Genomic DNA, 18,478 nt, shown 5'->3' on the forward strand with positions numbered 1-18,478 from the left:
CTACGTAAGGCCACGCTGCCATGCGGCCTCGCCGGCCTCGGTGTTTACCCCCGATCCAGATGAAACTCCGCCAGAAGATCCTGTTGCTCGCCGTGGCGCCGCTTGCGGTGGCCATGTTCGGCATCGCCTTGGCCGTGCGCTATCAGGCCACCGCGCTGGCCCGCCACGAGCGCGCGCTGGTGGAGGCGGCCTACCTCCAGAGCAAGGAAGTGGAGCTGCGCCACTACGTGGAACTGGCGCAGAGCGCCATTGCGCCGATGGTCGATTCCGGCCGCAACGATGCCGAGACCCGCCGCGCCGCCATGGAAGCCCTGGCGCGGCTCGACTACGGCCCGGACGGCTACTTCTTCCTCTATGACCTCCAAGGCCGCAACCTGATGCACCCGCGCCAGCCCGAACTGGTCGGCCAGGATTTGTGGCTGATGCGTGACCCGCAGGGCGCGCTGACCATCCAGCAGTTGATCATGGCGGCCAAGGCCGGCGGCGGCGCCGTGCGCTACCAGTGGAAGAAACCGTCCTCGCAGCAACTCGCCCCGAAGCTTGGCTACGTCGTGGCCGTGCCGGCGTGGAACTGGATGCTCGGCACCGGCATTTATCTCGACGATGTGGAGCGTACGCTACGTCAGCTCGATGCCCGGGCCGAGACCGACATCCGTGAGACCATGGCGTGGATCGGCGTGATTGCCGGCATCAGCATCCTGCTGGTGGCGGCGAGCGGCCTCGCCCTCAATGTGAGCGACCACCGCGAGGCGGACGCCAAGCTCCATCAGCTGGCCCGGCGCGTGGTGCAGTCGCAGGAGGAGGAGCGCGCGCGACTTTCGCGCGAGCTGCACGATGGCATCAGCCAGTTGCTGGTGTCGGTGAAGCTGGTGCTCGAGGCCGCCACGAACCGCCTGAAGCTGGCGCCGACCGAGGGCGCCTCGGTGGCGCCCGTGCTGGGCATGGCGCTGAACCGGCTCGACTCGGTGTTCAACGAGGTGCGACGGGTGGCGCGCAACCTGCGCCCCGCCCTGCTCGACGACCTGGGTTTGTTCGCCGCACTGCAGCACCTGGCGCGCGAGATGCAGGCCGGCAGCACGCTGGAGATCCACGTCACCCAGACCGGCCAGCCTTGTGAACTGGCCGACGAGCAGGCCACCGCGCTGTTCCGCATCGCCCAGGAGGCGCTGACCAACGTGGAGCGCCACGCGCATGCGCGGCGTGTGGAGGTGGCGCTCACCTTTGAAGACAAGCTCACGCGGCTGACGGTGCGTGACGACGGCACGGGCTTCGACGTCGCCCGCATGCAGTCAGACCCGCAGCGCGGCATCGGGCTGCGCAACCTGCGCGAGCGCATGGCCGCGCTCGACGGGCAGTTTGTGCTGAGTTCCTCGCCGGCCGGCACCCGGCTGGTGGCCACGCTGCCCACGCGTCTTCCAGCCCAACCGCCCGCCCAACCGCCCGCCCCAGCCCCCGTATCGGAAATTTCGCAGTCATGACCGCTTCGCACGACGACGCCACGACCTCCCCGGCGTCTCCCTCCGCCCCCGCACTCGCCACGCCGGCCCGCGTGCTGTTGATCGACGACCACGCGCTGGTGCGCGACGGCATGCGCATGCACCTGACGCTCCAGCCGGGGCTCGAAGTGGTGGGCGAGGCCGATGACGGCGAGGCGGCGCTCGGCTGGCTGGCCGCCGCCGGCCCCGGGCGGCGCCCGGACCTCGTGATCACCGACATCGGCATGCGCGGCATGGGCGGCATCGCGCTGGCTGGCGCGCTGCACGACCGCTATCCGGAACTCGCCGTGCTGATCGTGTCGATGCACGACAACCTCGAATACGTGCGTCAGGCGATGCGTGCCGGCGCGCGCGGCTACGTGCTCAAGGACGCCCCGGCCGACGAACTGCTGGCCGCCATCCAGGCCGTGCTGGCCGGGCGCGTGTTCTACAGCGCCCGGATCGCGCGCGGCATGGCCGAGCAGACCGTGGGACCGGTGGACGCGCTCACGCCACGCGAGCGAGACATCCTGGCCGGCATCGGCCGGGGGCTGGCCAACAAGGAAATTGCCGCGCAACTCGGCGTGTCGGTGCGGACGGTGGAGACCCACCGCCTCAACCTCAAGCGCAAGCTCGGCATCGAGGGCCGCGCCGGGCTGGTGAAGTACGCCGTGCAATCGCTCGCCGGCGAGCAGGACGGCAACTAGCCCTCCTCCCCCGGCTTTTCCTCCGCCTTCCCAGCTTCTTTCCTGCCATCCGACTGCGGCCTGCCGCACGCGGAATCGGGTATCCCCTACATTGTTGGCGCGATGCCTGTTGCCTAACATTCAGACAACTGAAGGTCGGGGGAAATGTCTCATATTGTCCGCACGTGCATGCTGCGGACCCTTCCCACTGCCTCGCGCTACCTCTTTCCTTCCACTGTTCTCAACCGTGCGTGCAGGCGCCTTGCCTGCGCGCGCGGGTGTCCGTGCGGTTCGTCGATTGGTTCATCCAATACAGATAATGGGGAGACAGTCATGGCAGCAAGGCAGAAAGGCAGCGCGGTATCGCGACGCAAGTTCATGGGTGGTGCCGGCGCCGCCGCCGTGGGCACCGCGACGATGGGCTTCCCTGCCATCGTCAAGGCGCAAGGCCCCGTGACGATGCGTTGGCAGAGCACCTGGCCCACCAAGGATATTTTTCACGAGTTCGCGGGTGACTTCGTCAAGAAGGTCAACGACATGTCCGGCGGCGAACTCAAGATCGAGTTGCTACCGGCGGGCGCCGTGGTCAAGGCGTTCGACCTGATCGACGCCGTCAGCAAGGGCACCCTCGACGGCGGCCACGGCGTGATTGCCTACTGGTACGGCAAGAACTCGGCGCTCGCGCTGTGGGGCTCGGGGCCGGCCTGGGGCATGGACCCGAACATGCTGCTGGCCTGGCACAAGTTCGGAGGCGGCAAGGAGCTGCAGGAGGAGATCTACCGCAGCCTGAACCTCGACGTGGTGTCCTTCCTCTACGGTCCCATGCCCACGCAGCCGCTGGGCTGGTTCAAGAAGCCGATCACCAAGCCAGAAGACTTCAAGGGGCTCAAGTTCCGCACCGTGGGGCTGTCGATCGACATCTTCACCGGGCTGGGCGCGGCCGTGAACGCGCTGCCCGGCGCCGAGATCGTGCCGGCACTGGACCGTGGCCTGCTGGACGCCGCCGAGTTCAACAACGCGAGTTCGGACCGCGCGCTGGGCTTCCAGGATGTGTCGAAGGTCTGCATGCTGCGCAGCTTCCACCAGTGCTCGGAGCAGTTTGAGATCATCTTCAACAAGAAGCGCTACGACGCCCTGAACCCGAAGCTGCGCGCGCTGATCGCCAACGCCGTGGACGCGAGTTCCGCCGATATGTCGATGAAGGCCATCGACCGCTATTCGAAGGACTACCTGGCGCTGCAGCAACAGGGCGTGAAGTTCTACGCCACGCCCAACTCGGTGCTGCAGGCGCAGCTCAAGGTCTGGGACGACATCGTGGCGCGGAAGGAGAAGGAGAATCCGATGTTCAAGAAGGTGAACGATTCGATGAAGGCGTTCGCGCAGCGCAGCACGCGCTGGCAGAACGACACCAACGTCGACTATCGGATGGCGTCTTCCTACTACTTCGCGCCGAAGAAAGGCTGAGTTCGAGGCTGGGTCCACGCTACAAGGCAGGCGGCGGGCGCGCATGATGGCGCGGGCCCGCCGGCGGCCGTCTTCCTCACCGTTCCCTGAAAAGGCATCTCCGTGCAAAAGCTCCTGTTCGGGATCGACAGGATCAGCACCTTCGTCGGCCAGACCGCGTCGTGGCTGATCGTCGCGCTGACACTGATCATCAGCTACGAGGTTTTCTCCCGCTACGCCTTGGGCACTCCCCATGCGTGGGTGTTCGACGTGAGCAACATGCTCTACGGCGCGCTGTTCATGCTGGCCGGCGCCTACACGCTGGCCAAGCGCGGTCATGTGCGCGGCGACATCCTCTACGGCTTTCTCTCGCCACGCGCGCAGGCAGGCATCGACCTCGTACTTTATTGTCTTTTCTTCTTCCCCGGCGTGATCGCACTGGCCTGGGCCGGTATCGACTTCTTCGAGGTCTCGTTGGCGCAGAACGAGCATTCGTCGATCGCGGCAGACGGGCCGCCCATCTACCCGTTCAAGGCCATGATTCCCGTGGCAGGCGCCTTCCTGCTGCTGCAGGGCGTGGCCGAGGTGATCCGCTGCGTGGTCTGCCTGAAGCAGGGCCGCTGGCCGGCGCGCGAGGATGACGTGGAGGAAGTGGATGTGGACAAGCTGCGCCAGATGGTGAGCAGCGAGGACGTGCTGGCGACACCCGCGTCGCCAGTCGAGCCCGCACCGGCCAAGACTTCGGAAAAATACGAGGGCATCGCGCGATGAGAAAGGAACTGTGGTTCGGCCTGTCGCTGATGATATTGATTGTCGGCGCCGTGTTCGTGTTCATGCCATCGCCCGCGGACTGGACGAACGGCCATCTCGGGCTGCTGATGCTGGCGCTGATCGTGGTGGCGATCATGCTCGGCTTCCCGACCGCCTTTACGCTGATGGGCATGGGGGTGCTGTTCGCCTGGCTCGCGTACCGGCACGCCAATCCCGAGATCGCCGTGGAGCAGACGCTGGACCTGATGGTGCAGCGGGCCTACGCGGTGATGACCAATGACGTGCTGATCTCGATCCCGCTGTTCGTGTTCATGGGCTACCTGGTGGAGCGCGCGAACCTGATCGAGAAGCTGTTCCGCAGCCTGCACCTGGCGCTGGCGTGGATCCCGGGCTCGCTCGCGGTGGCCACGCTGATCACCTGCGCGGTGTTTGCCACGGCCACAGGCATCGTCGGGGCGGTGGTCACGCTGATGGGGCTGCTGGCGTTCCCGGCCATGCTGCGAGCGGGGTACAGCACGTCGGTCTCGGCCGGCGCGGTCACGGCGGGCGGGTGCCTGGGCATCCTGATTCCGCCATCGGTGCTGCTGATTGTCTATGGCGCCACGGCCGGGGTGTCGGTGGTGCAGCTCTACGCGGGCGCATTCTTCCCCGGGCTGCTGCTGGCGGGGCTCTATATCGTTTATGTGATTGTGCTGGCGAAGCTGCGGCCGGCGCTGGCGCCGCCGCTGTCGGCCGAGGAGCGCGTGGTGCGCCTCTCGCCGATGGCCACCACGCTGCGCGACACCGTGAGCCGGCGCGCCCTGCCGGCGCTGATGGTGGGGCTCAAGGGCCGGCGCAATGTCGATGTGCCGATGCGCGACGTGGCGCGCCAGCTCGGCGTGACGCTGATGCCGGCGGTCTTCGTGGCGGTGTCGATGAGCCTGATGTACGCGGCCGTGACCTCGCCGCTGGTGGCCGCCGGCGCGGGCGGGCTCGAGGAGATGGGCGCGGTGTCGTCGTCATCGTCATCTTCCGAGGGGGAGGCATCGTTCGACAGTCTCCAGGCCCCTCCCGAAGAAGCCAGCCCGGCGGCCGATGCGCTGACGCCGGCCACGCCCGCCGCCCCGCCCATCGCCCAGATGCCGGCCCCGGCACCCGCCGAGGCCAAGCCGACGCTGGCGAAGCCAGCCGCCGATGGGGCAGCCGATGCCACCGCCGAATCCCGACCCGCCCCCACGTGGTTCTGGGTGACGCTGGCCGTGGTGGCGTTGCTGCTGGTGTATTTCTACTGGCGGTTCGACTTCGCGCGGCTCGAGATCTTCAAGATGCTGCTGTCGTCGTTCTTCCCGCTGGCCGTGATGATCCTGGCGGTGCTGGGTTCCATCGTCTTCGGCCTGGCCACGCCCACCGAGGCGGCGGCGGTCGGCTCGCTCGGCGGCGCCCTGCTGGCCCTGGCGTACGGCCAGCTCAACTACGGCGTGGTGCGCGACTCGGTGTTCCTGACGGCCAAGACCAGCGCGATGGTGTGCTGGCTGTTCGTCGGCTCGTCCATCTTCTCCGCCGCCTTCGCCCTGCTGGGCGGCCAGGCGCTGGTCGAGGAGTGGGTACTGTCCCTGAACCTGACCCCGGTGCAGTTCATGATCCTGGCGCAGGTCATCATCTTCCTGCTCGGCTGGCCGCTGGAATGGACTGAGATCATCATCATCTTCATGCCGATCTTCATCCCGCTGCTCGACAACTTCGGCATCGACCCGCTGTTCTTCGGCCTGCTGGTGGCGCTGAACCTCCAGACGGCCTTCCTCTCCCCGCCAGTGGCGATGGCGGCGTTCTACCTCAAGGGCGTGGCCCCACCCCACGTCACCCTGAACCAGATCTTCGCCGGCATGCTGCCGTTCATGGCGATCCAGATCCTGGCGCTGGCGCTGCTCTATATCTTCCCGGGGATTGGTCTGTGGCTGCCGCAGGTGTTGTATCGGTAGGTACGGCGGCGACGCCGCAAACGACGCCCAAGTGGCAGTTCCCTGCCACGAGGTTTGCTCCCTCTCCCCTCAGTGGGAGAGGGGAGACAACCGGCGCCCGCTCCATCGTGGGTGGCCATCTCGCAATTTCCTTGTTCCCGCCTGACGTTGCGTCATCTCAATCCCCCACATACGGTAGAACGGTAGGGTCTGGCCTCTCCTTTATCGAGATTCGCCGATGACGCAAGAAGACGAGATAGATGGCCTACGCATTGTCATGAGCGCGGAGCAACTAGAGGCGGTGCTGGCGGGAGAGCCGCTCCGCATGGGCCAGCAAGGTGGCCATACGTTGCGCGAACATGTCGGCCACACGGAAGCGCAATTGTGGGAAAGGCTTTCGCAAGAACCCAGGTTGCGAGCGGCATCGTCATTTTTGGATTGCGACACGGCGGAGTTGGCCATCACCGCGGCCGTGCATGCGAACAGGCGCCGGATAGCGAAATGGGCAGAAGGCTATGGCGCGACGCGATTCGCACTAGAGCAAACCACGGCCAGATCCACTGGCAAGGTCGCCTCCCGGAAAACCGGGACAACGCGCGATGGGAACAAACTCGCTGTCGTGCTGTGCCGCGAGCCCTATAACGGCATGCCGTATTTCATCCTGACCGCATATCCGATTGTCGACCATGAGCAAAACCCGGTATCCCGATTTATGGCAGTTGCTAGGCGCTTACTTCAACCAGGATTTTGATCTGTTCGGAAACAGCATCGAAGACCTGACGGATCTGTACATTTTCGAGTCGGACGGGGCGACACGAAGGCGGGTGCTCCGCGACATCGAGACATTCAGGTCGAAGCACGCGGGAGACTTCGAGGAAGCCTATCGCAGGGAGTTTCGTGAAGAAATCGACTGGGGAATCAGCCACGAGGCGTTCCTCGGCAAAGTCGAGCGTCTCATTCACGATAGCCTATAAAAAAGGGCGCCTTGCGGCGCCCTTCTTCATTCCAACCCGAACCCTCAGGCTGCCAGCCGCTTGGCCAGCTTGTCCTTCGTTTCCACCAAATCCTGCGGCAGGTTGTGCTGCAGCTGGGTGAACAGTTCGTCGTGCAGCGCCAGTTCCTGCTGCCAGGCGGCGTGGTCGATCGAGGTGACTTGCTGGAATTGCGCTTCCGAGAAGTCCACGCCGCTCCAGTTCAGGTCCGCGTAGCGGGGCGAGGTGCCGAAGACGTGCTCGGCGCCCTGGCCGCGGCCTTCCACGCGGTCGATCATCCACGACAGGACGCGCATGTTCTCGCCGAAGCCCGGCCAGACGAAGTTGCCGTCGGCGTCCTTGCGGAACCAGTTCACGCAGTAGAACTTCGGCAGCTTGGCGCCGGCGGCTTCGAGCTTCTTGCCGAGTGCCAGCCAGTGGCCGAAGTAGTCGCTCATGTTGTAGCCGCAGAACGGCAGCATGGCGAACGGGTCGCGGCGCACCACGCCTTGCTGGCCAGCGGCCGCGGCGGTGGTTTCGGAGCCCATCGTGGCGGCCATGTAGACGCCTTCGGTCCAGTTGCGGGCCTCGGTCACCAGCGGCACCGTGGTGCTGCGGCGGCCGCCGAAGATGAAGGCATCGATGGCCACGCCGGCCGGGTTGTCCCAGTTCTCGTCGATCGACGGGCACTGCGAGGCCGGCGCCGTGAAGCGCGCGTTCGGGTGGGCCGCCTTGGCGCCGGTTTCGCGGGCGATGGCCGGCGTCCAGTCCTTGCCCTGCCAGTCGACCAGGTGCGCCGGGGCTTCCTTGGTCATGCCTTCCCACCACACGTCGCCGTCATCGGTCAGCGCCACGTTGGTGAAGATCACGTTCTCCTTGAGCGTGGCCATGGCGTTGAAGTTGGTCTTCTCGCTCGTGCCCGGGGCCACGCCGAAGTAGCCGGCTTCCGGGTTGATGGCGTAGAGACGGCCGTCCTGGCCCGGCTTGATCCAGGCGATGTCGTCGCCGATGGTGGTGACCTTCCAGCCCTCGAAGCCCTTGGGCGGGATCAGCATGGCGAAGTTGGTCTTGCCGCAGGCCGACGGGAACGCGGCGGCCACGTGGTACTTCTTGCCCTTGGGCGAGGTCACGCCGAGGATCAGCATGTGCTCGGCCAGCCAGCCTTCGTCGCGGCCCATGGTCGAGGCGATGCGCAGCGCGAAGCACTTCTTGCCCAGCAGCGCGTTGCCGCCGTAGCCGGAGCCGAACGACCAGATCTCGCGGGTTTCGGGGAAGTGGACGATGTACTTGGTCGGGTTGCACGGCCACGGCACGTCCTTCTCGCCAGCGGCGAGCGGCTTGCCGACCGTGTGCACGCACGGCACGAACTCGCCGTCGGCGCCCAGCACGTCATACACGGCGCGGCCCATGCGGGTCATGATGCGCATGTTGACGGCCACGTACGGGGAATCGGACAGTTCCACGCCGATATGGGCGATCGGCGAGCCCAGCGGGCCCATCGAGAACGGCACCACATACAGCGTGCGGCCGCGCATGCAGCCGTCGAACAGGCCGGACAGCGTCTGGCGCATCTCACGCGGGGCAGTCCAGTTGTTGGTCGGGCCGGCGTCCTCTTTCTTCTCGGAGCAGATGAAGGTGCGATCCTCCACGCGCGCCACATCGGACGGATCGGACAGTGCCAGGAAGGAGTTCTTGCGCTTGGCGGGGTTCAGGCGGCGCATGGTACCGGCAGCGACCATCTGTTCGCACAGGCGGTCGTACTCCTCCTGGGAACCGTCGCACCAATAGATGCTGTCCGGTTTGGTCAGTGTGGCGATGTCGGTAACCCATGCGACCAGTTTCTGGTTCTTGACCCAGGACGGCACGTTCAGTGCCGGGGTGCCTTGCATTGTGGGGTGGTTCATACAGCTACTCCAAAGCGAGAAAGAAACCTTGGCAAAGCCCTGCCGGGTACCGTGTCAGGCTCCCGGGGCGGCGCCGTCCATAGCGTGAGGGAATGAGAGGCCCGGTGCGCCATGTTCGACATGGGGCACTCGGGCACGCAATCGTCACATCCCGTTACAACTACGCAACAAGCAAATCCGCCCAAGGGTCGCAGCGGTCCCTGCGGCTGCGCTACAGTTGCGCTTCGCCCGCATATGGCGGGCGGCAGGGGCCGGTCGGGCTTTGTCCGGCGGCGCGGGGCGATGGGCGGGAGCGTGGCTCTACCGTCGCATCCGGCCCGCCGCGTCGCAGAAGCGGGCAAGGATACCACCGCAAACTCCGCCTGTTTTTTGCTGCGCAACATTGTGCCGAGGCATCCGGCGCCCCGTTTTGGCGGGTCGGCAAGGGCGCACGCGGATGCGGAACGAGCCATGTCTGGGTTCAATGTTGCGTCAGGTCGGCCCACAATACTGTCGGGCGCGCGCTGATTCTGTTGCCGTGCGCACCAAGCCGCCGCCCCGATGTCGCTCCTCAAGCCAAAGAGTCACCGATGAAGATTGCCGTTCTCGACGATTACCAGGACGCGGTGCGCAAGCTGCCGTGCTTCGCCCTGCTGGAAGGCCACGACGTCAAGGTGTTCAACAACACCGTCAAGGGCGTGGGCCAGCTGGCCGCGCGCCTCTCCGATGTGGAAGCCGTGGTCCTGATCCGCGAGCGCACCCGTGTGACGCGTCAGTTACTTGAAAAGCTGCCGCGCCTGAAGATCATCAGCCAGACCGGCCGCGCCGGCGGCCATGTGGATATCGACGCCTGCACCGACCGCGGCGTGGCCGTGCTCCAGGGCGTGGGCTCGCCAGTGGCCCCGGCCGAACTGACCTGGGCGCTGATCATGGCGGCCCAGCGCCGCATTCCCCAGTACGTGGCCAGCCTGAAGCACGGCGCCTGGCAGCAGTCGGGGCTGAAATCGACGACGATGCCGCCCAACTTCGGCCTGGGCCAGGTGCTGCGCGGCCAGACGCTGGGTGTCTGGGGCTACGGCAAGATCGGCCGGCTCCTGGCCGGCTATGGGCGGGCGTTCGGCATGAACGTGCTGGTCTGGGGCCGCGAGGCCTCCCAGCAGGCTGCGCGTGAGGACGGGCTGAACGTGGCCGCGTCCGCCGAGCAGTTGTTTGCCGAGAGCGACGTGCTGTCGCTCCATCTGCGCCTGAACGACGAGACGCGCGGCATCGTCAAGCTGGCCGACCTGCAGCGCATGAAGCCCACGGCGCTGTTCGTCAACACCAGCCGGGCCGAGCTGATCGAGGATGGCGCGCTGGTCGCCGCGCTGAACCGGGGCCGCCCCGGCATGGCGGCCGTGGACGTATTCGAGTCCGAGCCGATCCTGCAGGGCCACGCGCTGCTGCGCATGGAGAACTGCATCTGCACGCCGCACCTGGGCTATGTGGAGCGCGACAGCTACGAGCTGTACTTCCGCACCGCGTTCCAGAACATCCTCGACGTGCTGGACGGCAATCACGAAAGCGTGGCCAATCCCAAGGCGCTGACGCCCACCCTGTCGCGCTAAGTTATTAGACAGTGCGGCCGGGGGCCGCAGCCCCCAAGGAGACGCTCGGCGAGCGTCTCCTTCCCCACATTGGCGCCGGTCCGGATTGCGCCAAAGCCGCTACACTCGGGGCAATCTGTCGCCCCATCCCCCTAAATTTCATGGATCCCAGGCTCCTGGCGCTGTGCGTCGGCAACTTCGTCATCGGCACCGGCGCGATGATCGTCACCGGCATGCTCAACGACATTGCCGCCGATTTCGCGCTCAGCGCCGCCACGGCCGGTCAGCTGATCTCGGTGTTCGCCATCGCCACCTGCGTGGGCGCGCCGCTGTTCGCCACGATCGGCTCCCGCATCGACCGCCGCCTGCTGCTGGCCGGGGCGCTGCTGGTCTACGGGGCGATGCACCTCGCCGCCGCGCTGGCGCCCAGCTTCGCCATGCTGATGGCGATCCGCTTCGTCACGGCCATCGGCGCCGCCATCTACACCCCGCAGGCCGCCGCCACGCTGCCGCTGCTGGTGGATGCCCGCACGCGCGGGCGGGCCATCAGCTTTGTCTTTCTGGGCTGGAGCGTGGCCAGCGTGGTGGGCGTGCCGCTGGGCACGTTCATTTCCAGCACGCTGGGCTGGCGCGTCAGCATGGGGCTGGTGGGCGGGCTGTCGCTGATCGTGTCGATGGCGGTCTGGCGCGCGTTGCCGGCCGGGCTTCAGGTGGCGCCGGTGGGCCGCAAGGCGTGGGCGGCCGTGCTGCGCCACAAGCCGATCATGCTGGTGGTGACCACCACGATGATCCAGTCGGCCGGCATGTTCACGATGTTTACCTACATCGCCCCGCTGATGCGGGACCGCTTCGGTATCAGCGGCGGCGCGCTGAGCCTGATGTTCCTGGCCTACGGGATCTGCGGCGTGACCGGCAACGTGGTGGCCGCCTCGCGCATGGACCGCGTGACGCCGAGCCGCATCGTGCAGGTGGCGCTGACCACCTCGCTGGCCGCCATGCTGCTGTGGCCGCTGGCCGGCTGGCATGTTGGCGCGCTGGTGGCGCTGTTCATGCTCTGGGGCGTGGGCGGATTCGCCACCAACAGCGCCCAGCAGGCCCGGCTGGTGCTGCTGGGGCCGGACCAGGCCGCGGCGTCCATCTCGCTCAATTCCTCTTCGATTTACCTGGGCCAGGCGCTGGGCGCCATGGCCGGGGCGGCCATCTATACCTTGGCCGGGCCCGATGCGCTGCACTGGGGTGCGGCGGTGCTGATCGCGCTCGGACTGGCGATTTCGCAGCGGGCGCGGGCGCTCGGCTGCCACTGGACACCGCGCAGCGCGTAGCAGATGTCGTAGCAGTCCCAAAGCAGCGCGGGACCACGAGCCCGCGCGGCCCCGCACACGCAAGGAGGGCGTACCGTGGCCGAGACCGATCCCCGTCCCAACCCAGCCGCCTCGGGCGGTGGCGCCACCGGCCGCGTGCTGGCCGTCAATGTCGGCATCCGCCTGCCGCTGGTGGTGGCCGGGGCCGGCACCGAAGCCGTAGTGCTCTCCGCCATCCGCAAGCATCCGCTCAGTACGCTGCATCATCCGATTGCCGTCGGCGTGCACCTGCGCGGGCTGGCCGGCGACGAGCAGGCCGACCTGACCGTTCACGGCGGGCGGGACCGGGCGGTCTATGCGTACCCGATCGAGCATTACACCTGGTGGAACGCGCGCCGCCGCGAGGCCGGTGTCGAAGAGGCCGAGCGCCCGCTGGCCTTCGGCGCCATGGGCGAGAACCTGACCCTGCAGGGGCTGCTCGAATCCGCCCTGTGGATAGGTGACCAGCTGCGCGTGGGCGAGGTGGAACTGGTGGTGCGCGCACCGCGCCAGCCCTGCTACAAGCTCAACGCCATCCTCGGCTATGCCCAGGCGGTGCGCGACATGGTGCGCAGCGGCTATTCGGGCGTGTACCTGAGCGTGGCCACGCCGGGGGTGATCCGGGCCGGCGATGCCGCCGTGGTGATCCCGGGGCCGCGTGAAGTGTCGGTGGAAAACATCAATCGGCGCACCAATCCGTAACGAAATCGACGTTCCACCCCCTTCCAGCGTTAGTCCGGAGTGGCCCGACCGTGCTTTTCTGCTAATGTTTTAAGTCAGATACAAGCGTCTTCGGGCCAGATCTCCCTCCCCCGGCCCGCCTATCCCCTATTGGCGCTGTAACAGGTTGTAATACGACGCGCTGGCCTGAAAAGCCAAGGCGCGGTACTAGTAGTGGTTTGCGCGGGCAAACCGGTTCCAAGAAGCCGGTGCCGGGGAGCGGGCGCGCGCCATGCGGTGTTTGAGGGTCCTCACATGAAAACAGACGGGATCGACCGGCCCAAGGGCTTCGTCGATGGCAACTGGAGCGCGTCCACCAGCACGGGGCGCGGCCGCACTTCGCCCTGGATCGCCATCGTGGCGGTGATCGTCATTGCCGGGGCGGGCTGGTTTGGCTACAAGACGTGGTTCGCGCCCAAGCCGGCGGCCAAGGGCCCGACCGTCACGGCGGTGGCCACGGCCATCGTCCAGCAGGGCGATGTACCGCTGGAAGTCACCGCCAACGGCACCGTCACGGCCATGCAGACCGTGGAGGTGCGGCCGCAGGTGTCCAGCACCGTCCAGACCGTGCATATCAAGGAAGGCCAGACTGTGAAGCCGGGCGATTTGCTGTTCTCGCTCGACACCCGCATGGACGAGGCAAACCTGGCCAAAGCCCGCGCCCAGTTGATGCGCGACCAGGCCGACCTGTCCGATGCCCGCCGCACGCTCTCGCGCAGCCAGGAGCTGCTGGAGCGCAATTTCGTCTCCAAGAGCGCCGTGGATACGGCCCAGGCCAAGCTGGACGGCTTCGAGGCCACCATCCGCGCCGACCAGGCCGCGATCGAGGCCAGCCGCGTGGCCATCAGCTACGGCGCCATCCGCGCGACGATTGGCGGCCGCACCGGCGTGATCAACGTCTTCCCGGGCTCGCTCGTCACCCCCGCCACGGTGACGCCGATGGTGACCGTGGCGCAGATCTCGCCGGTTACCGTCAGCTTCACGCTGCCCGAGCGCCAGCTCGCCGCGCTGCGCGAGGCGCTGCACGCCGGCCCGGTCGAGGTGACCGCCGTGCCCAACGACGGCAACAAGGCCCCCGTGACCGGCAAGATCACCTTCGTCGACAACACCGTGGACCCGCAGTACGGCAGCATCCGCGTGAAGGCGATGTTCGACAATCAGGCGCAGCGGCTCTGGCCGGGCACCTACGCCAACGTCAGCGCCACGGTGCAGGTGCTTCGGGGCGCCCTCAGCGTGCCGCCGCAGGCCGTCATCACCGGCCCGGAAGGCCGCTTCGTCTACACCGTGGGCGCGGACCACACCGTGACGCGCGTGCCGGTGACCGTGGTGGCCACCACCGCCGCCGCCGCCGTGGTCGAGGGCGTGCAGCCCGGCGCCCGCGTGGTGACCGAGGGCGCGCAGAACCTGCGCCCCGGCGCGCTGGTGCGCGAGGCCCGCCCGCGCGACGCCTCATCCCCGGCTGCCCCGGCGGCCGTGGCAGACAAGCACTAGACCATGACGCTGTCCGAACTCTGTATCCGCCGGCCCGTCATGACGGTGCTGCTGTGCCTGGCCGTCATCGTGACGGGCATCGTGCTGTATCCGACGATTCCCATCGCGGCGCTGCCCAGCTTCAACTCGCCGGTGATCCAGGTCACGGCGACGCTGCCCGGGGCGAGCCCCGAGACCATGGCCGCCTCGGTGGCCACGCAGCTGGAGAAGCAGTTCGCCACGATTCCAGGCGTCACCGTCATCAGTTCGTCCAACACGCTGGGCAATTCCAGCATCACGATCGAGTTCAACAGCGACCGCAACATCGACGATGCGGCCGTGGACGTGCAGGCGGCGCTGTTCCGCGCCCAGCGTTCGCTGCCGATCGAGATGACCGTGCCGCCGTCCTACCGCAAGGTGAACCCGGCCGATGCGCCGGTGCTGCTGCTGGCGATCAACTCGCCCGCGATGAGCCTGGCGGAGCTGAACGCGTTCGGCGACAACCTGATTTCCCCGACGCTGGCCACGCTGCCCGGCGTGGCGCAGGTGCAGATCTTCGGCCAGAAGCGCTTTTCGGTGCGCGTGCGCGCCCACCCGGACGCGCTGGCGGCGCGCGGGCTCACGCTCGACGAGCTGGCCACCGCGCTGAACCGCGCCAACGCCAATACGCCGGTCGGCACGCTGGACGGCGCACGCCAGACCCTGACCATCCAGGCCAATCGGCAGATGACCAGCGCCGAGGCGTTCCGCAACATCATCGTGGCCAGCCAGCCGAGCGGCGCCGTGGTGCGGCTCTCGGACGTGGCCGATGTGGAAGACGGCGTCGAGACCATCAAGACCGGTAGCTGGCTCAACAACGAGCGCTCCATCGTGCTGGCCGTGCTGCGCCAGCCGGACGCCAACACCGTGGCCGTGGTGGATGCCATCAAGGCCGCCCTGCCCCGCCTGATCCAGCAGATGCCCGGTTCGGTCAGCGTGAACGTGGTGAACGACCGCTCGCGCTCCATCCGCGAGTCGATCCATGACGTGCAGTTCACGCTGGCGCTGACCGTGGGGCTGGTGGTGATGGTGATCTTCCTGTTCCTGCGCCGCGCCGCCGCCACGCTGATACCGACGGTGTCCCTGCCGATCTCGCTGATCGGCACGGTGGCGCTGATGAAGGCGTTCGGCTACAGCCTGGACAACGTCTCCCTGCTGGCCATCACGCTGGCGGTGGGCTTGGTGGTGGACGACGCCATCGTGATGCTTGAGAACATCGTGCGGCACATCGAGGAAGGCGTGCCGCCGCTCAAGGCCGCGCTGGTGGGCTCGCGCGAGATGGGCTTCACGATCCTGTCGATCTCGATCTCGCTGGTGGCCGTGTTCATCCCGATCTTCTTCATGCCGGGCGTGATCGGGCTGCTGTTCCACGAGTTCGCCGCAGTGGTGTCGCTGTCGATTCTGGTCTCGGCGGTGGTCTCGCTGACGCTGATCCCGATGCTCTGCGCGCGCTTTCTCTCGGCCGAGAACGTGCCGGTGGACGAGTCGCAGCACGCCTATGGCGACCATGGCGACCACGCCTCCGGTGCGGCCAGCGCCGCCGCGCCGCGCGTGCAGCAGAAGCAGACCATTGGCATGCGCAGCACGCAGTGGTTCGAGGACCTCTTCGAGTGGACGCTCCATAAGTACGCTACCGGCCTGGACTGGTGCCTGGCGCACCGGCGTTTCGTGCTCGGCGTGGCGGGGCTGACCTTCGTGCTGACCGCCGTGCTGTTCGTCAAGATTCCGAAGGGCTTCTTCCCCGAGGAAGACATCGGCCAGATCCAGGTCAACGCCGAAGGGCCGCAGGACATCTCGTTCGATGCCATGTCCGACCGCCTGCGCGATGCCGCCGAGCGGATCCGCGCCAATCCGGCGGTGAAGAGCGTGGTGGCGTCGATTGGCGGCGGCAATTCGCCGGCCATCAACACGGGCCGGATGTTCGTGGAACTGAAGCCGCTGGACGAGCGGCCGAAGATGCCGCAGGTGGTGGAGTCGCTGCGCAAGGACGTGTCCAGCGTGCCGGGGCTGGCGGTGTACTTCTCGCCGGTGCAGAACCTGCGGCTGGGCGGGCGCCAGAGCAAGAGCCGCTACCAGTACACGCTGCAGAGCGTGAAGGCGGGCCAGCTCCAGGAGTACAGCGACAAGATCATGGCCAAGATGCGCGCCGAGCCGATCTTCCGCGATGTGACGAGCGATTCCCAGCAATCGGGCCTGGAAGCGCAGCTGACCATCGACCGGGACAAGGCCAACGCGCTGGGCGTGCAGATGCAGGACGTGCGCACGGCGCTGTACACGGCGTTTGGCGAGCGGCAGGTGTCGACCATCTACACGCCGATCGACAATTACTACGTGATCCTGACCGCCGCCGATGTGGATCGCGTGGACGAGACGGCGTTCTCCAAGCTCTACGTGCGCAGCAAGACCGGGCAGATGGTGCCGGTGTCGGCGTTTGCCACGACCGAGCGCCGGGTGGGGCCGATTGCGGTGAACCACCAGGGGCAACTGCCGTCGGTGACGGTGTCGTTCAACCTCGCGCCGGGCGCGGCGCTGGGCGACGCTTCGGCCAAGATCGACCGCTACAAGCAGGAGATCGACATGCCGCCAGCCATCTTCACCAGCTGGGGCGGTGATGCGGCGGTGTTCCAGTCGTCGCAGGCCACGCAGGTGGTGCTGCTGGTGGCGGCTATTGCGGTGATCTATACGCTGCTGGGCGTGCTGTACGAGAGCTACATCCACCCGCTGACCATTCTGGCCGGGCTGCCGTCGGCGGCCATCGGCGCCTTGCTGACGCTGTTCCTGTTCAACGTGGAGTTGTCGCTGATCGCGACGATTGGCGTGCTGATGCTGATTGGCATCGTCAAGAAGAACGCGATCATGATGATCGACTTCGCGCTCGCGGCGCAGCGCGACCACGGCATGGCGCCGGCCAAGGCGATCCGGCAGGCCTGCCTGCTGCGCTTCCGGCCGATCATGATGACGACCTTCGCGGCCGTGATGGGCGCGCTGCCGCTGGCGCTGGGCCTGGGCGCCGGTGCCGAGCTGCGCCAGCCGCTGGGTCTGGCCGTGGTGGGCGGCCTGCTGTTCTCGCAGGTCATCACGCTGTTCATCACGCCGGTGATCTACCTCGCGCTCGACCGGTTCTCCGGCACGGGTCCGCTGCAGATCGATTCGGAAGGCAACCCGCTCGCGGAACGCGAGCCGGCGGCGGTCACGCACTGATCCTGCTAGACACTGGTGGCCTGCGCGATGCATTCGCGCAGCCACTGGTGCGCGGGGTCGCGATGGGCGCGCTCGTGCCACAACATCGACATCTCATAGCCGGGCACCTCCACCGGCGCCTCTACCACCTCCAGCGTTACCGTATCGCGCAGCAGTCGCTCGGGCAGCATCGCCACGAGGTCCGTGCGCTCCAGCACCGCGCGCACGAACAGGAAGTGCGGCACCGATAACACCACGCGGCGCGTGGCGCCGGCCGCCGCCAGCGCGGTGTCCGTCACGCCGAAGAAGCCGCCGCCATCGGGCGACACCATCACATGCTCCAGTTCGGCAAACTGCGCCAGCGTGGGCCGCCGCTTCAGGCGCGGATGGCCGGCGCGGCCCACCAGCACGTAGCGCTCGGTGAACAGCGCGCGGCGGCGCAGGCCGGGCGGCGCGCCATCGGAGGTGTGGAAGGCGAGGTCGATCTCGCCCTGCTCCGCCTGCCGGGCGATGCTGGCCGGCACCATGTCGAGCACCGCCAGCCGCGCGCCCGGCGCCGCCGCGCGGATGGTGCTCAGCGCCGGCAGCACGATGGTCGATTCGCCATAGTCGGTGGCGGCCACGCGCCAGGTGTGGTCCGCCTGCGCGGGGTCGAACGGGCTGGACGGCGCCACGGCGGCTTCCAGCGCCGCCAGCGCCTGCCGCAGCGGCTCGCGCAAGGACTCGGCGCGGGCCGTGGGCCGCATGCCGCGCGGCCCGGGCAGCAACAGCGGATCGCCGAAGATCTCGCGCAGCTTGGCCAGATGCACGCTCACCGAGGGCTGCGAGTAATGCAGCCGCTCTGCCGCACGCGTGACGTTGTGCTCGGCCAGCAGCACATCGAGCGTCAGCAGCAGATTCAGGTCCAGACGCCTGAGATTAGTCATCGCAATACCTAGGATATTGGAAATTCATTTCCAATATACCGGACGGCCGTCCAT

At 67.2% G+C, this 18,478-nt stretch carries 14 protein-coding genes; 12 read left to right on the top strand and 2 right to left on the bottom strand.

Going from position 1 to position 18,478, the window contains the following annotated elements; all coding sequences use genetic code 11:
* The first annotated feature begins 59 nt into the window (after window positions 1-59).
* The 7 genes from BM115_RS04295 to BM115_RS27570 all read left to right on the top strand — a co-directional run bounded on the left by BM115_RS04295 (window position 60) and on the right by BM115_RS27570 (window position 7,286).
* Window positions 60-1,478: a cache domain-containing protein gene (locus tag BM115_RS04295; RefSeq protein ID WP_092291014.1), complete on the top strand. Its 1,419-nt coding sequence runs from the start codon at window positions 60-62 to the stop codon at window positions 1,476-1,478.
* Window positions 1,475-2,182 carry a response regulator gene (locus BM115_RS04300; RefSeq protein ID WP_255370692.1) on the top strand — a complete coding sequence of 236 codons (708 nt, stop codon included), beginning with the start codon at window positions 1,475-1,477 and terminating at the stop codon, window positions 2,180-2,182. Before BM115_RS04295 ends, BM115_RS04300 begins: the two co-directional genes overlap by 4 nt.
* Window positions 2,183-2,494: 312 nt before the next feature.
* On the top strand, window positions 2,495-3,625 hold the full coding sequence (locus BM115_RS04305) for a TRAP transporter substrate-binding protein (protein WP_092291016.1): 1,131 nt from the start codon (window positions 2,495-2,497) through the stop codon (window positions 3,623-3,625).
* A gap of 102 nt (window positions 3,626-3,727) precedes the next feature.
* Window positions 3,728-4,375: a TRAP transporter small permease subunit gene (locus tag BM115_RS04310; protein WP_092291018.1), complete on the top strand. Its 648-nt coding sequence runs from the start codon at window positions 3,728-3,730 to the stop codon at window positions 4,373-4,375.
* Window positions 4,372-6,333, top strand: coding sequence for a TRAP transporter large permease (locus tag BM115_RS04315; RefSeq protein ID WP_092291020.1), 1,962 nt, complete (start codon window positions 4,372-4,374; stop codon window positions 6,331-6,333). The genes BM115_RS04310 and BM115_RS04315 overlap by 4 nt, the downstream gene beginning before the upstream one ends.
* Before the next feature lie 217 nt (window positions 6,334-6,550).
* Complete coding sequence (locus BM115_RS27030; protein WP_143093852.1) at window positions 6,551-7,063, top strand: RNase A-like domain-containing protein; 513 nt, start codon at window positions 6,551-6,553, stop codon at window positions 7,061-7,063.
* Window positions 6,999-7,286, top strand: coding sequence for a contact-dependent growth inhibition system immunity protein (locus BM115_RS27570; protein ID WP_177219848.1), 288 nt, complete (start codon window positions 6,999-7,001; stop codon window positions 7,284-7,286). The genes BM115_RS27030 and BM115_RS27570 overlap by 65 nt, the downstream gene beginning before the upstream one ends.
* A 44-nt stretch (window positions 7,287-7,330) precedes the next feature.
* Here the strand turns inward: BM115_RS27570 and BM115_RS04325 are convergent, their stop codons facing one another.
* On the bottom strand, window positions 7,331-9,187 hold the full coding sequence (locus BM115_RS04325) for a phosphoenolpyruvate carboxykinase (GTP) (RefSeq protein ID WP_092291024.1): 1,857 nt from the start codon (window positions 9,185-9,187) through the stop codon (window positions 7,331-7,333).
* A 569-nt stretch (window positions 9,188-9,756) separates the two neighbouring features.
* Between BM115_RS04325 and BM115_RS04330 the strand changes: the two genes are divergently transcribed.
* The 5 genes from BM115_RS04330 to BM115_RS04350 all read left to right on the top strand — a co-directional run bounded on the left by BM115_RS04330 (window position 9,757) and on the right by BM115_RS04350 (window position 17,519).
* Window positions 9,757-10,770 carry a D-2-hydroxyacid dehydrogenase family protein gene (locus BM115_RS04330; protein ID WP_092291026.1) on the top strand — a complete coding sequence of 338 codons (1,014 nt, stop codon included), beginning with the start codon at window positions 9,757-9,759 and terminating at the stop codon, window positions 10,768-10,770.
* 140 nt (window positions 10,771-10,910) lie between these two features.
* The gene (locus tag BM115_RS04335) at window positions 10,911-12,071 is read left to right on the top strand and encodes an MFS transporter (RefSeq protein WP_092291028.1); all 1,161 of its coding nucleotides are present in this window, start codon (window positions 10,911-10,913) and stop codon (window positions 12,069-12,071) included.
* A gap of 75 nt (window positions 12,072-12,146) precedes the next feature.
* Entirely contained in the window at window positions 12,147-12,791 is a 645-nt protein-coding gene (locus tag BM115_RS04340) for an MOSC domain-containing protein (RefSeq protein ID WP_092291030.1), read from the top strand.
* 273 nt (window positions 12,792-13,064) lie between these two features.
* Window positions 13,065-14,300 (top strand): efflux RND transporter periplasmic adaptor subunit, encoded by a 1,236-nt coding sequence (locus BM115_RS04345; protein WP_092291032.1) that lies wholly within the window; start codon window positions 13,065-13,067, stop codon window positions 14,298-14,300.
* 3 nt (window positions 14,301-14,303) lie between these two features.
* Window positions 14,304-17,519 (top strand): efflux RND transporter permease subunit, encoded by a 3,216-nt coding sequence (locus tag BM115_RS04350; protein ID WP_092291034.1) that lies wholly within the window; start codon window positions 14,304-14,306, stop codon window positions 17,517-17,519.
* Between the two features lie 5 nt (window positions 17,520-17,524).
* Here BM115_RS04350 and BM115_RS04355 read toward each other — a convergent pair whose 3' ends face one another.
* Window positions 17,525-18,424: a LysR family transcriptional regulator gene (locus BM115_RS04355; RefSeq protein WP_092291036.1), complete on the bottom strand. Its 900-nt coding sequence runs from the start codon at window positions 18,422-18,424 to the stop codon at window positions 17,525-17,527.
* Between the last annotated feature and the right edge of the window lie 54 nt (window positions 18,425-18,478).

This window comes from Cupriavidus sp. OV096, from assembly GCF_900115455.1.
Classification (GTDB): domain Bacteria; phylum Pseudomonadota; class Gammaproteobacteria; order Burkholderiales; family Burkholderiaceae; genus Cupriavidus.